Source organism: Citrobacter sp. wls716 (genome assembly GCF_005280975.1).
GTDB classification, from domain to species: Bacteria; Pseudomonadota; Gammaproteobacteria; order Enterobacterales; family Enterobacteriaceae; genus Citrobacter; species Citrobacter youngae.
In genome coordinates this window covers 341,966-354,831 of sequence record NZ_SZWX01000025.1, presented here as the reverse complement: position 1 = coordinate 354,831, position 12,866 = coordinate 341,966, and the positions used below count along the sequence as shown (strand labels likewise).

Here is a 12,866-nt window from a genome sequence, read left to right as displayed (position 1 = left end):
CAGCAGAATAGTGTATGTTCTGAACAATCATTTATTTCTTAAGCGGTAAAGAGATGAGACGGATTGAGATAATACTGGGGGAGCTGGAACGGCTGACGCGAGGACTGAATCTTGCCCATCTGGCGCAGGAAACGGCGTTCACAGCGGAAGCTATCGGCTTTAACCTCGGACTGGCGCGCAACTCGGTCAGTAAAGATCTCAATCAGCTCTGGAACGACGGCCTGGCGATTAAAAGCCGCGGACGCCCGGTATTCTTTCTGCATCGTCAGGCGATTGAAACGCTGCTGGGGCGCAAACTCGATGAGTCCGAGCGCGAAGTGCAAACCGTTGCCGACCTGTTGCCTGTTCAGGAAAACCAGGCGACAGAGGATCCCTTTTCTGGCCTGATTGGTTACGATCGCAGCCTGCGCGACGCGGTGGAAAAAGGCCGCGCGGCGGTGCTGTATCCCCACGGACTGCACGTTCTGCTGACCGGTCCCTCCGGCGTCGGCAAAACCTTTTTTGCCGAACTGATGCACCGTTTCGCCTGCGAACGCGCAGTGGGAGCGTCGCCGCCGCTGGTTTACTTTAACTGCGCGGAATACGCCCATAACCCGGAGCTGCTTTCTTCGCACCTGTTTGGTCATCGACAGGGGGCATTTACCGGCGCAAATGAAAATAAACCCGGTCTGGTCGAACAGGCTGATGGCGGCTATCTCCTGCTCGATGAAGTGCATCGTCTACCGTATGAAGGTCAGGAAAAGCTGTTTTCTATTCTCGACAAAGGTGAGTATCGCCCGCTGGGCTCAAGCGCCGTGGCGCGGTCAATCTCGGTTCGCCTGATTTGCGCCACCACCGAGCCGGTGAGTTCAGCATTGCTGCGCACTTTCCAGCGACGTATTCAGGTATGTATCGATTTGCCCGGCATCCGCCAGCGTTCGGTGGAAGAGCAGGTTGAACTGATCGTTGGCTTCTTACAGCGTGAGAGCCGCAAAATCGAGCGTACGATAAGCATCGACCGTACCTTGCTGCTCTGGCTGTTGAACAAGCCGCTGGAAGGCAATATTGGTCAGCTCAAGAGCGATATTCAGTTTCTCTGCGCCCAGGCCTGGGCTTCGGGAATGACGGAGCACAGCGATACGCTACAGTTGGATAAACGTCTGACCGAGATCCCCTTTAACGCCACGCCGGAACAACGTCTGCTGGTTGGCGCACTGTTCGAAGGCAAAGAGCATTTAAGCATCGATGCCCGCACGCTGCCCGCGCTGAAAAACTCGCTGGCGACCGGAGCCGAAATTGAAGAGAGCGATCTCTTCTACAGCTTCCTGACCCGCGAATATATCAACCTGCGTAACAGCAACGTGCCGCCAGCCGAAACGCTGGCAATCCTCAAAAACAAGCTCAGTTCGATATTTGAATATGGTCTCTATAGCCGCGACAGCGTGGCGCATCCTCCGCGCTATGGCGATCAGATTGAAGAGCGCGTCACGCTGCTGATCGGCTGCGTTGAACAGGTGCTTGGTTTTACGCTGCCGGAAAATCTGATTAACCCGCTGCGCAAACACTTCCTGGCGCTGATTGGCTATGTGCAGCGCGGCCTTATTCCTCAGCTCTATTCTTCCAGCCTGATCCTCGATCGCTGCAAAGATGAATATGACAACGCCACGCTGCTATGCCGGAAAATCAATGAACTGCTGCATATTCAGTGCCCGGCGACGGAGGTGGTCTGGCTGTGCCTGTTCCTCAAAGAGTGTCGCCATTACCGCCAACGGATTGACGCCAGTCCGGACTGCGGGGTGATTTTGATTGCCCACGGTGCGACGACGGCTACAAGTCAGGCGCAGTACGTGAATCGCGTGCTGGAGCGCGAGGTGTTCAGCGCTATCGATATGCCTTTCGAGCAGTCGGTGCATGACACGCTGGAAGCTTTGACACAGATGATCCAGACCCGAAAATATCGCCGGTTGATCCTGATGGTGGATATTGGCTCGCTGGTCCATTTTGGCAGTACGATCAGCAAATTATTTCAGATAGACGTTCTGCTGATGCCCAATATCACGCTCACCAGCCTGCTGGAAATCGGGCTGGATTTAAGCTACGAAACCAGCGACTTGCCGCAGCTGGCGGCGTTGATGCAGAGCAAAAATATTCCCTGTCAGCTCTGTACGCCGCAGCAGGAAAACAGCGGTAAAGTGCTGGTTATCTCCTGCATCACCGGGATGGGAACGGCAGAAAAAATCAAAAAGGTGCTGGAAGAGAGCTTCGGTGAGTTGATGTCGCAGGATACGCGGATGGTGATCCTCGATTACAACGAAGTCCGCAGTCTGGAGCGCGTGCAGCAGGCGATTAACGCCAGTGAACGCCTGGCGGGAATAGTGGGCACTTTCCAGCCAGGACTGCCGGATATTCCGTTTATCTCGCTTGAGGAGCTGTTCTCTGAACAAGGCCCCGAGCTGGTACTCAGCCTGCTGACGCCAGATCTCTCCAGCAGCGAACGCCGTCTGGAGATGGAGCGCAGCGCGATGCGCTTTATCAGCGCGTTGACCATGGAGAGCATCATTAACCATATTTCGGTGCTCAACCCGCAGCGTATTCTCAAAGAGATGGAAGGCGTGTTGAATCATCTGACCACCGCGCTTTCGCTCAAACCGAGCCGTCAGGTGACACTGCGCTTCCTGATCCACTGCTGCTGTATGGTCGAGCGTATCGTGATTAACCGCAAACCGTTACAGATGGCGCTGGAGAACAAGCCGGATCTGGATAATCGCGCGTTTAGTGTCATTAAATCCGCTTTCCTGCCGATCGAAGAGGCCTATGCCATTCGCTTATCGGACGCGGAATATTTTTATATCTACGAACTGCTGTATAGCTAATCCCTTTGCTGGCGCGGCTTTCTGCCCCGTCAGCACTCCTCTCTTCCCTGCGTGACACAAATTCTGGCACAGCCTTTGCTCTGTTTACTTATGTCTATGTAATCGAGCCAGGAGGCCATTTTGACTACCACTGAATCCTTGCCCCAGATCCTGCTGCTGACCCATGGCGGCTGGGGGCAACAGCTTTGCAACAGCCTGCGCATGGTGATGGGTGAAATCAAAGGCGTGACGGAAATTGCGCTGATGCCCGTTGATACGCTCGGCGAGTTTTACCAGCGCGTTGAAGCTGTGGTGAAAACCATGCCGGAAGGTTCACTGATCCTGACTGATTTTATTGGCGGCACCACCTCTAACGTGGCGGCGCGGCTGAGTGCCGATTACCCGGTGGCAGTGATTTCCGGGCTCAATGCCTCTTTGCTGCTGGAGGCGCTCGACAAACGCGAGCATGGCCAGTTGACCACCTGCGTGGCTGAACTGGTCGAGGCCGGGCGTAGCAGTTGCCTGGACGTTGTCGCCCACGTGCGTCAATTACAACAATCACAATAAGGAATAAACATCATGGCAAACATCGTCTTATGTCGTATCGATAGCCGTCTGATTCATGGACAAGTGGTGACTAAATGGGTTGGACAATCTCAGGCCAACCGGATTGCGGTGGTCAGCGATGAGCTGGATGCCGATCCGTTTATGAAAAACATCTACCTGATGGCCGCGCCGCCAAACATCAAAGTGGATTGTTTCGGTAACCAAAGTTTTGCGGCAGCCTGGAAAGAAAACCAGCTTGGTGACGGCAAAGTGCTGGTGCTGTTCCCTTCTCTGGCGGCGGTTCAGGAAGCGGTCCAGTTGGGGTTTGACGTCACTACCATTCAGGTCGGTGGACTGGGCGGCGGGCCAAACCGCAAAGCGGTATTCCAGAACATTACGCTGGATGAAAAAGACGTCGGCATTCTGAGCGACCTGAAAAATCGTGGGATTCAGGTGTTCTTCCAGACTATCCCGGAAGATAAGCCGCAGTCGCTGGACGATATCCTGAAAAAATTCTAATTCTTTGATAACAGGGTACTTAACTATGGATACTTTAGTCTTTGCAAGCCTGATGGGGTTGTATTACTGGTTTGCCCGATTACGCCTTGGCTACACCTTCTCCGCCATGCTGCTACAGCCCGTCGTGATTGCCGTATTCGTTGGCCTGCTGTTAGGCAACATGGAAACGGCGATGATCATCGGTGCAGGCATGCAGCTGGTTTATCTCGGCGTGACCTCTACGCCAGGCGGTAACGTGCCCTCTGATCCAGCGCTGGCCGCCTGTATTTCAATTCCTATCGCCGTGAAGGCCGGAATGGACCCGAACCTGGCTATCGCACTGGCAATCCCGTTTGGCGTCATCGGCGTGTTCCTCGACCAGTTGCGCCGCACGTTAAACGCAGCGTGGGTGCATATGGCCGACAAGCATGCGGAAACGGCCAACATGGCGGGCATTATGCGCTGTGCATTCCTCTACCCGGCGTTGCTTGGCCTTGTACTGCGTTTCCCGGTGGTTTTCGCCGCCAACTATTTTGGTCAGGACGTGGTGGAAAGCTTCCTCAAGCTGATGCCGCACTGGCTGACGCACTCCTTTGAAATTATGGGCGGCATTCTGCCAGCGCTGGGCTTTGCCATCACCATTATGGTGATCGGTAAAAAGAGCCTGCTGCCGTGGTTTATCGGCGGATTCTTTGCGGTGCTGTACCTGAAGGTAGACATCATGGCGATGGCAATCTTTGGTACCTGCGTGGCCTTCCTGATTAAAGGTCTGGCGAAAAATGAAGGAGCAGCATGATGAGCAGCGACGTAATGCAACATGAACTGGTGGAGCGTGCGCGTGAAAGCGGTACGCTGACCAAAGCAGACATCACCAAAGCCTGGTTTATCTACTGGCTGGGCGCGGAAGTTTCCAGCTCCTATGAGCGTTTGCAAAGCCTGATTTTCTGCGCCTCGATGACGCCGATCATCAAAAAGCTCTACCCGCAAAAAGAGGAACAGGTAGAAGCGCTGAAACGCCATCTGAACTTCTTCAACTCAGAGCAGACGTTCGGGGCGGTAATTCAGGGGATCTCCATTGCGATGGAGGAGCAAAAAACGCGCGGTGAGCCGATCAGCGATGCCTCAATTACCGGGATTAAAACCGGGCTAATGGGGCCGCTGGCGGGGATGGGGGACTCGATCATCTGGGCCGCAGTGATGCCGCTGTTAATTGCTATTTTCATCCCATTCGCCGCCAATGGCAGCGCGATGGGCGGAATTGTACCGTTAATCCTCTACCCGGCCATTACGCTGGCAATCAGCTATGGCATGGTGCACAAAGGCTATACGCTGGGACGTGACTCGATAATTGGTCTGCTGCAGGGAGGGCGAATTAAGGAACTGATCTACGGCGCGAACGTGTTGGGCCTGATCATGATGGGCGCGCTGTCGGCAAGCTACGTCAAGATCACCACGCCGTTAAAACTCAGCGCCCTGAAAGGCTCTGAAGTGGTGGTCCAGCAAATCCTCGACTCTATTGCCCCCGGCCTGCTGCCGCTGGCGGCGGTGTTCGCCATCTACTTCTATCTGGTGAAGAAAGGACCGCGTTACACCACGATTTTGCTGTCGATTGTCGCGCTCAGCGTGGTCTGTTCGCTGCTGGGAGTGTTGTAAGCCATGACACAGAATATCTATCAACAACTGGGGCTAAAACAGGTGATTAACGCCTGCGGCAAAATGACGATTCTGGGCGTTTCCAGCGTCGCGCCGGAAGTGATGCAGGCCACCGCGCGGGCAGCTTCGGCCTTTGTTGAAATTGACCGGCTGGTGGACCGTACCGGTGAATTGGTTTCCCGCTACACCGGCGCGGAGGACAGCTATGTTACTTCGTGCGCCTCGGCGGGTATTGCGATTGCCGTTGCCGCGGCCATTACCCGCGGTGACCAGGCGCGAGTCACGTTGATGCCGGATAGCGCGGGTATGGCTAATGAAGTGGTCATGCTGCGCGGGCATAACGTTGACTACGGTGCGCCCATCACCAGCGCGATCCGCTTAGGGGGTGGACGCGTGGTGGAGGTTGGCTCAAGTAATCTGGCGGCCTGCTGGCAGCTGGAGAGCGCGATTACCGACAACACTGCCGCGCTGCTGTATGTGAAATCGCACCACTGCGTGCAGAAAGGCATGTTGAGCATTGCAGACTTCGTACAGGTTGCGCAGGTTCATAACCTGCCGCTGATTGTCGATGCCGCCGCCGAGGAGGATTTACACGCCTGGGTGGCGAGCGGGGCGGATATGGTGGTCTACAGCGGGGCAAAAGCCTTTAACGCGCCGACCTCCGGGTTTATCACCGGAAAGAAAAAGTGGATTGCCGCGTGTAAAGCGCAGCACCACGGAATTGCCCGGGCGATGAAGATCGGCAAAGAGAATATGGTCGGGCTGGTGTATGCCCTGGAAAACTATCATCAGGGGCAAACCGTGGTCACCGCCGAAGAGCTTCGCCCCGTGGCGCAGGCGATTTCAGCGATTCGCGGACTGAAGGCGGATATTGAGCAGGACGAAGCCGGGCGCGCCATCTGGCGGATTCGTATTCGGGTGAATGCACAAGAGCTGGGGATGGATGCTTACGCCGTAGAAGCGCAGCTGCGAGAGGGTGATATCGCGATTTACGCGCGTCGTTATAACCTTCATCAGGGCGTCTTTAGTCTCGATCCGCGTACGGTCGCAGAAGGGGAAATGGCGCTGATCGTGGCGCGACTAAAGGAGATTGCAGAGCATGCAGCGCATTAATTTTTATCGCAATAAAGTGGCTATTAACGTGCTGGCGAAGGATATCGCCAACGCCCGGGAAATCTATGACGCTGCCGAAGGTCACGCGGTGATCGGCATCCTTTCCGCACAGTTTGCCTCGGTTGAGGAAGGGGTTAAGGAAGTAAAACGCTGGATGGCCGACGTGCCGTCGATTTCCGTGGGGTTGGGGGCCGGTGACCCGGCGCAGTATTATAAAGCGGCGATGATTGCCTCACGGGTCCATCCGGCACACGTCAACCAGACCTTTACCGGTTGTGGTTTTGCGGCAGGCGCGCTGGCCGCAACGGGCGGTGAGCAGACCCATATCAACGCGTTAGTCAGTCCGACTGGAATGCCTGGAGAGGTGTTGATCTCCACCGGCGTCAGCAGCAGCCAGGGCACGCCAGCCCGCGTTTCCTGTGATGCAGCGGTACGTATGATGCTGGACTCTGGCGCGCATGCGGCGAAGTTCTTCCCGATGGGCGGTGAGAAATCGTTGCCTGAGCTGTACGCGCTGGCGACGACAGCGGCGCGCAACGGCATGACGTTGATTGAGCCGACCGGCGGTATCGATCTCGATAACTTCGGCATTATCCTGCAATCCTGTCTGGAAGCAGGAGTACCGCGCGTCATGCCGCATGTGTACAGCTCGATTATCGACTCGCAAACCGGCAATACCCGGCCTGAAGATGTCGCCAGGTTGATGGAGATAGTCAAAACCCTGGTGTGATGCCGCCATCGTTGGAGAGAGAAAAGAGAATGCCCGGAGGTGCTCACGCCTACCGGGCATTTTTGCGAACATCATTCATGGAAAATGAATGCATTGCAGCAGCATCTATTTATCCTCGAAAACGCCTCGCAAAGGGGTAATTTCCCTGATGTCGTCTGTAGCACTGGCGAGTAATGTCCCGTCATCTTGTTCTTCTGGTGACGGATCGCCATGCAAAAACCAACAACCTCTACGCCGCATGATGCGGTATTTAAAAAGTTCCTGGGCCATCCAGATACGGCACGGGATTTTCTTGATACCTATCTTCCGGCGTCATTACATGAGCTTTGCGATCTGGACACACTGAAGCTGGAACCCGGGAGTTTTATTGAAGAAGATTTGCGAGCGTGTTATTCCGATGTGCTGTGGTCGCTGAAAACGACATCGGGTAAAGGCTATATCTATGCGTTGATTGAGCACCAAAGCTCGCCAGATGCTCATATGGCATTCCGGATGATGCGTTATGCCATTGCTGCGATGCAGAAGCATCTTGATGCAGGACACAAAACGCTGCCGCTGGTGGTGCCGATACTTTTTTATCATGGCGTTGATAGCCCGTATCCATACTCGCTGTGTTGGCTGGATGAATTTGACGATCCACAAACTGCGCGGCAGCTTTATGGTTCTGCCTTCCCGCTGGTAGACATCACGGCGGTGTCTGATGATGAGATTATGCAGCATCGGCGGATGGCGCTACTTGAGCTTGTCCAGAAGCATATACGTGAACGTGACCTGATGGTGCTGGTGGATAACCTGGTTGCTCTGCTGGTTAAGGGATACGCTAATGACAGCCAGGTAGAAACGCTATTTAATTATCTGATGCAGTCTGGCAGCGCACCGCGTTTCGAGGCGTTTATTCGCGAGGTGGCTTTACGCGTTCCCCAACACAAGGAGAGATTAATGACGATTGCAGAATGTTTACGTGAATCAGGGCGAAGAACGGGTCATTACAGTGGCTTACAAGAGGGATTACAAAAGGGCAAGATTGAAGGCAAACAAGACGAAGCGTTGCGGATAGCCCATGCCATGCTGGAGAAGGGGATCGATCGTGAACTGGTGCTAATTATCACCGGGCTTTCAAGTGATGAACTAACGGCATCTTCCGACTAATGTATCTTTTTCCCGTTATGCTTTTTTCTTCTTGCTGATGCTTTTTCGTTTTTTAAACCGCAGCGGCCTTGCCGCTATAGTCATTTCATTACTCATCAGGCGGTTATTACAAAAGGATAAAACGTGAAACTGAAGATACCTCATTTCGGGGCCGGGGCGGCAGTATTGCTGGCGGGATTATTGCTGGCAGGATGCGATCAGCAGAGCAGCGATGCAAAGCATATCAAAGTCGGCGTGATTAACGGCGCAGAGCAGGATGTGGCGGAAGTCGCGAAGAAAGTGGCTAAAGAAAAATATGGGCTGGATGTCGAACTGGTAGGGTTTAGCGGTTCCCTGTTGCCTAACGATGCCACCAATCACGGTGAACTGGATGCCAACGTCTTCCAGCATCGCCCATTTCTTGAACAAGATAATAAAGCGCACGGCTATAAGCTGGTAGCCGTGGGTAATACCTTTGTGTTCCCGATGGCCGGTTATTCGAAGAAAATCAAAACCGTTGCGGAGCTTAAAGACGGTGCGACGATTGCGATACCTAACGATCCAACCAACCTCGGGCGGGCGCTACTGCTGCTGCAAAAAGAAAAGTTAATCACGCTGAAAGCAAATACAGGCCTGCTGCCCACGGCGCTGGATATTACTGATAATCCGCGACACCTGAATATTATGGAACTGGAAGGCGCGCAGCTGCCGCGCGTGCTGGACGATCAGAAAGTGGATGTGGCGATTATCAGTACCACCTACATCCAGCAAACCGGGCTTTCTCCGGTACATGACAGCGTATTTATCGAAGACAAAAACTCACCCTACGTGAACATCCTGGTGGCGCGAGAAGACAATAAAGATGCCGGGAATGTGAAAGAATTCCTGCAATCTTATCAGTCACCGGAAGTGGCAAAGGCGGCAGAAACTATCTTTAACGGCGGCGCGGTTCCGGGCTGGTAATCGTGACCCGTTGCCGCGCCGGTTGGGGTTAAACCGCTCTGGCGCGGCGACGTGAGTCCATTGAGATCAGCACTACCGATGAGAGGATCAAAAGCGTGCCCAGCCAGTCAGGCAGGGTAAATGTAATGCCTAATAACAGCAGGGACAGCAACGCGCTGCTCAACGGTTCTGCGCAGCTTAAAATGCTCGCCTTCGGCCCACCAATCATCTGCGCGCCTTTCAGGTACAGGCTAAACGTGAGCGACGTACCGATGACCACCAGATAGAAAAACGCCAGAATCAAACTGCCATTAACCACGAAGTTTGTTCCCTCTCCGGCATAGAACGGGAGCAGGATCAGGCCGCCTATCAACATGCTCCAGCCGACAATCGGCAGCGTGCCGTAACGCGCGATAAGCGTTGAGGGGTAGGTGGTATAAAACGCGGCGGCAAACGCCGAAGCAATTCCCCAGAACAGCGCGGCAGGTGAAATAGACAGCGACGTCGGATTACCGTGGGTGACCAGTAAGAAGGTGCCAATGAGCGAGGTGAAAATCGCGGTCAGCACTAATATTCCCGGTCGTGCTTTGCGAACCACGGAAAACCACGCCACGATAATGGTCGGTGACAAAAATTGCAGTACCGTCGCGGTGGCGGCGTTGGATTTTTCGATGGTCAGCAGGAAGGTGAGCTGTACGGTGAGCGCCCCGACCACGGAAAAAATGAGCAGGCTGATGGCGTCTTTGCGGTTTTTGATAATAGAGAATATTTTGTCGCCGTGAACGAAAGAGAGCATCAGCAGAATCAGCCCGGCGAAAATCAGGCGCGTCATGGTCAGAAACTGCGACGACATCTGACTTTGCTCCATGATGTACTGCGCACACACGCCCGAACTTCCCCACAATACGGCGGCGATCAGGACGTTCATCATCCCTCTTCTGGTGGAACTCATCTTTTCCTCTGCATGTTGTTTTGTTTTATTTGTGTGCAGGCATCATAGCAGAGATAGCGAAGCGAGTGAGACATGACTGGTGCAGCCCCCCGCGCGGCAGGGGGCTTCGGCAGTCATTTTATGGCGCAATCGGCGTCAGATAATCCAGCCGTAGCGGTTCGGCGAGTAGATCGTTCATTTGCAGAATAAACGCCTGGAAATGTGGCAGAGTGATATGTTCATCCAGACTGGCCTGACCGTGCCAGGATTCGCGTACGTAGAATACATCCGGCGTGTCGCGTAACTGGTACAGCTCATACTCAATATTGCCCGGCTCCCGGCGAGTGGGCAACAGCAGAGCCTGCAGCGCCTGTTTCAGTGCGTCGATCTTCCCGGGTTGGGCTTTCAGTACCGCAATAATTGAAATCACTTCTGAATCGGACATGTTAAAACCCCTCCAGCACAATCTTGCCGACCGAACGACCGGTTTCAATTTGCGCGTGGGCTTTTTGCAGATTCGCCGCGGTGATAGCGCCAAAATGCTCGCCCAGCGTGGTGCGGAGGGTATTGTCGTCGATCAATTGCGCCACGCGGGTCAATAGCTGGTGCTGCGCGATGATATCGTGGGTGGTAAACATCGAACGGGTAAACATAAATTCCCAGTGCAGCGAAATGCTTTTGGCCTTCAGCGGACGGGCATCGAGGAATTCAGGATCGTCAATCAGCGCCAGTTTACCCTGTGGTGCCAGTGCGGCAATAATTTGTTGATAATGCTGCTCAGTGTTGTTCAGGCTGGCAACGTGCGTCACCGCCTTAACCCCTATCCGTGCCAGCTCTTCCGTCAGCGGCTTGCTGTGGTCAATGACATGATGAGCGCCTGCTTCACGTACCCATTTCTGGCTTTGCGGACGTGATGCGGTGCCGATGACGGTCATTTTAGTCAGCTTACTGGCCAGTTGCGTCAGGATAGAACCGACGCCGCCAGCCGCGCCAACGATCAGCAACACATCATCTTCATTGCCGTTTTCCTCAACGCCCAGACGGTCAAACAGCATTTCCCAGGCGGTGATGGCGGTCAGCGGCAGCGCCGCCGCAGAGGCGTTATCGAGTGATTGTGGCTTCAGCGCGGTAATACGTTCATCAACCAGCTGAAATTCACTGTTACTGCCAGCGCGACCCAGCGCACCGGCGTACCAGACTTCATCGCCCGGTGAGAACAGGGTGACGGCTTCACCCACGGATTTCACCACGCCCACGGCATCCCAGCCCAGCACGCGCGGCACATTAGCGTTAAAACCTTCGCGAACCTTGGTATCAACGGGGTTGACGGAAATGGCCTTCACTTCAACCAGCAGATCGTGCCCGGCGGCAACCGGCACAGGCAGGTCAATCTCTTGTAAAAATTCAATGTTATTGCCGTCGGTCGCGGCGCGGGTAATAGCGATGGCTTTCATAATCTCTCCGGTTCAGAAACCTTATCTCTGTTGAATAATTCGATGGTAAACCGGCAGCAGAACGGGAAAAATAGCCCTACGGCGACAGGACTTATACTCGGGGAGTGAAAATGTTCCGGCTTGAAGATCTCACGTTGTTTGTCCGCGCCGCGGCGCTGAACAGTTTTAGCGATGCCGCGCGCGAAGTCGGCGTTCAGCCTGCTCAGGTCAGCTCCGCCATCAAGCGTCTGGAGTCTACGTTGGCTATCCGCTTGTTCGCCCGCTCCACGCGCAGCCTGCGCCTGACGCCGGAGGGCGAGGTCTGGCTACCCTATGCCCGCCAGATGCTTGACGTGATGCATGCCGGGCTGCAAAAAATTCAGACCCCAGAAGATGAAGTGTCTGGCACACTGCAAATTGCCGTGCCTTCCGATCTTGGTCGCAACCTGCTGCTGCCGGTCTTTCAGTCGTTTCGACGCCGCTATCCCGCGCTGCGCCTGCGGATTTTTTTCTCTGATCAGGTGACGGATGTCTTTAAAGACCCCGTCGATGTTGCGTTTCGCTATGGCAATACCGAAGACGCGTCTTACATTGCCCTGCCCGTGGCGCCGGGGAACCGACGTGTACTGGTGGCCTCACCGGATTGGGTTGCACAAAACGGTGCGCCGCAAATCCCGGGTGACTTAGCGCAGCTCAACGCCATGACCTTCGTATTACGCGGCCGTCTGCACGATCGCTGGACGTTTACGCGTGACGGCGAGGTCAGCAGCGTGCAGGTTAACGGCACCATAATGAGCGACGATGCGGAAGTGATCCGACGGCTGGCGATTGCCGGCGAGGGCGTGGCGTACAAGTCGTGGCTGGATGTCAGTGAGGATGTGCGTGACGGTCGATTACAACTGCTGATGCCGGATTATCAGGGGGAGAAAGTCCCGCTGAATATGATTTGCCCGCATCGGAAGCAGCTTTCAACGGCGGTCCGTCTGCTGCACGACGCGGTGAAGGCGCGGTGTGAAATGCTGGCGCAAAACTAATATGCGCCAGCGATTTTATCACGTCGT

Annotated in this window: 13 protein-coding genes; 10 read left to right on the top strand and 3 right to left on the bottom strand. The window is 54.7% G+C overall.

Translation table 11 applies throughout. The annotated features are described in order from the left end of the window. Positions 1–53: 53 nt before the first annotated feature. From dagR to nlpA, 9 genes are all read left to right on the top strand, one after another. Complete coding sequence (gene dagR, locus FDX24_RS09570) at positions 54–2,852, top strand: transcriptional regulator DagR (RefSeq protein WP_086523517.1); 2,799 nt, start codon at positions 54–56, stop codon at positions 2,850–2,852. A 120-nt stretch (positions 2,853–2,972) separates the two neighbouring features. After that, on the top strand, positions 2,973–3,398 hold the full coding sequence (locus FDX24_RS09565) for a PTS sugar transporter subunit IIA (protein ID WP_040231533.1): 426 nt from the start codon (positions 2,973–2,975) through the stop codon (positions 3,396–3,398). A 12-nt stretch (positions 3,399–3,410) separates the two neighbouring features. After that, complete coding sequence (locus FDX24_RS09560) at positions 3,411–3,896, top strand: PTS system mannose/fructose/N-acetylgalactosamine-transporter subunit IIB (RefSeq protein ID WP_003023959.1); 486 nt, start codon at positions 3,411–3,413, stop codon at positions 3,894–3,896. 25 nt (positions 3,897–3,921) lie between these two features. After that, positions 3,922–4,671 carry a PTS sugar transporter subunit IIC gene (locus tag FDX24_RS09555; RefSeq protein WP_003023960.1) on the top strand — a complete coding sequence of 250 codons (750 nt, stop codon included), beginning with the start codon at positions 3,922–3,924 and terminating at the stop codon, positions 4,669–4,671. Continuing rightward, entirely contained in the window at positions 4,668–5,528 is an 861-nt protein-coding gene (locus FDX24_RS09550) for a PTS system mannose/fructose/sorbose family transporter subunit IID (protein ID WP_005121522.1), read from the top strand. The genes FDX24_RS09555 and FDX24_RS09550 overlap by 4 nt, the downstream gene beginning before the upstream one ends. Before the next feature lie 3 nt (positions 5,529–5,531). Further along, positions 5,532–6,641, top strand: a complete 1,110-nt coding sequence (dgaE, locus tag FDX24_RS09545) for a D-glucosaminate-6-phosphate ammonia lyase (RefSeq protein ID WP_116360322.1) — start codon at positions 5,532–5,534, stop codon at positions 6,639–6,641. Next, a complete protein-coding gene (locus FDX24_RS09540; protein WP_137364199.1) occupies positions 6,628–7,371 on the top strand; it encodes a 2-dehydro-3-deoxy-phosphogluconate aldolase in 744 nt (247 codons plus the stop codon). Before dgaE ends, FDX24_RS09540 begins: the two co-directional genes overlap by 14 nt. Positions 7,372–7,581: 210 nt before the next feature. Continuing rightward, a complete protein-coding gene (locus FDX24_RS09535; RefSeq protein WP_137364198.1) occupies positions 7,582–8,520 on the top strand; it encodes an Rpn family recombination-promoting nuclease/putative transposase in 939 nt (312 codons plus the stop codon). 123 nt (positions 8,521–8,643) lie between these two features. Continuing rightward, the gene (nlpA, locus tag FDX24_RS09530; protein WP_061066874.1) at positions 8,644–9,462 is read left to right on the top strand and encodes a lipoprotein NlpA; all 819 of its coding nucleotides are present in this window, start codon (positions 8,644–8,646) and stop codon (positions 9,460–9,462) included. Between the two features lie 28 nt (positions 9,463–9,490). Here nlpA and FDX24_RS09525 read toward each other — a convergent pair whose 3' ends face one another. The 3 genes from FDX24_RS09525 to FDX24_RS09515 form a co-directional block, all read right to left on the bottom strand. Further along, a complete protein-coding gene (locus FDX24_RS09525; RefSeq protein ID WP_061066873.1) occupies positions 9,491–10,393 on the bottom strand; it encodes a carboxylate/amino acid/amine transporter in 903 nt (300 codons plus the stop codon). A 118-nt stretch (positions 10,394–10,511) separates the two neighbouring features. Next, positions 10,512–10,817: a putative quinol monooxygenase gene (locus FDX24_RS09520; protein WP_061066872.1), complete on the bottom strand. Its 306-nt coding sequence runs from the start codon at positions 10,815–10,817 to the stop codon at positions 10,512–10,514. Position 10,818: 1 nt separating this feature from the next. Beyond that, a complete protein-coding gene (locus FDX24_RS09515) occupies positions 10,819–11,826 on the bottom strand; it encodes a zinc-binding alcohol dehydrogenase family protein (RefSeq protein WP_137364197.1) in 1,008 nt (335 codons plus the stop codon). 110 nt (positions 11,827–11,936) lie between these two features. Here FDX24_RS09515 and FDX24_RS09510 point away from each other — a divergent pair, with 110 nt between their 5' ends. Then, positions 11,937–12,839, top strand: coding sequence for a LysR family transcriptional regulator (locus FDX24_RS09510; protein WP_137364196.1), 903 nt, complete (start codon positions 11,937–11,939; stop codon positions 12,837–12,839). Positions 12,840–12,866: the final 27 nt, after the last annotated feature.

Excerpts from the sequence above, each read along its gene's own strand:
- FDX24_RS09540 (WP_137364199.1), top strand. The coding sequence starts at position 6,628 with ATGCAGCGCATTAATTTTTATCGCAATAAAGTGGCTATTAACGTGCTG.
- dgaE (WP_116360322.1), top strand. The coding sequence starts at position 5,532 with ATGACACAGAATATCTATCAACAACTGGGGCTAAAACAGGTGATTAAC.
- FDX24_RS09525 (WP_061066873.1), bottom strand. The coding sequence starts at position 10,393 with ATGAGTTCCACCAGAAGAGGGATGATGAACGTCCTGATCGCCGCCGTA.
- FDX24_RS09555 (WP_003023960.1), top strand. The coding sequence starts at position 3,922 with ATGGATACTTTAGTCTTTGCAAGCCTGATGGGGTTGTATTACTGGTTT.
- FDX24_RS09515 (WP_137364197.1), bottom strand. The coding sequence starts at position 11,826 with ATGAAAGCCATCGCTATTACCCGCGCCGCGACCGACGGCAATAACATT.
- dagR (WP_086523517.1), top strand. The coding sequence starts at position 54 with ATGAGACGGATTGAGATAATACTGGGGGAGCTGGAACGGCTGACGCGA.
- FDX24_RS09535 (WP_137364198.1), top strand. The coding sequence starts at position 7,582 with ATGCAAAAACCAACAACCTCTACGCCGCATGATGCGGTATTTAAAAAG.
- FDX24_RS09560 (WP_003023959.1), top strand. The coding sequence starts at position 3,411 with ATGGCAAACATCGTCTTATGTCGTATCGATAGCCGTCTGATTCATGGA.
- FDX24_RS09520 (WP_061066872.1), bottom strand. The coding sequence starts at position 10,817 with ATGTCCGATTCAGAAGTGATTTCAATTATTGCGGTACTGAAAGCCCAA.
- FDX24_RS09510 (WP_137364196.1), top strand. The coding sequence starts at position 11,937 with ATGTTCCGGCTTGAAGATCTCACGTTGTTTGTCCGCGCCGCGGCGCTG.
- FDX24_RS09550 (WP_005121522.1), top strand. The coding sequence starts at position 4,668 with ATGATGAGCAGCGACGTAATGCAACATGAACTGGTGGAGCGTGCGCGT.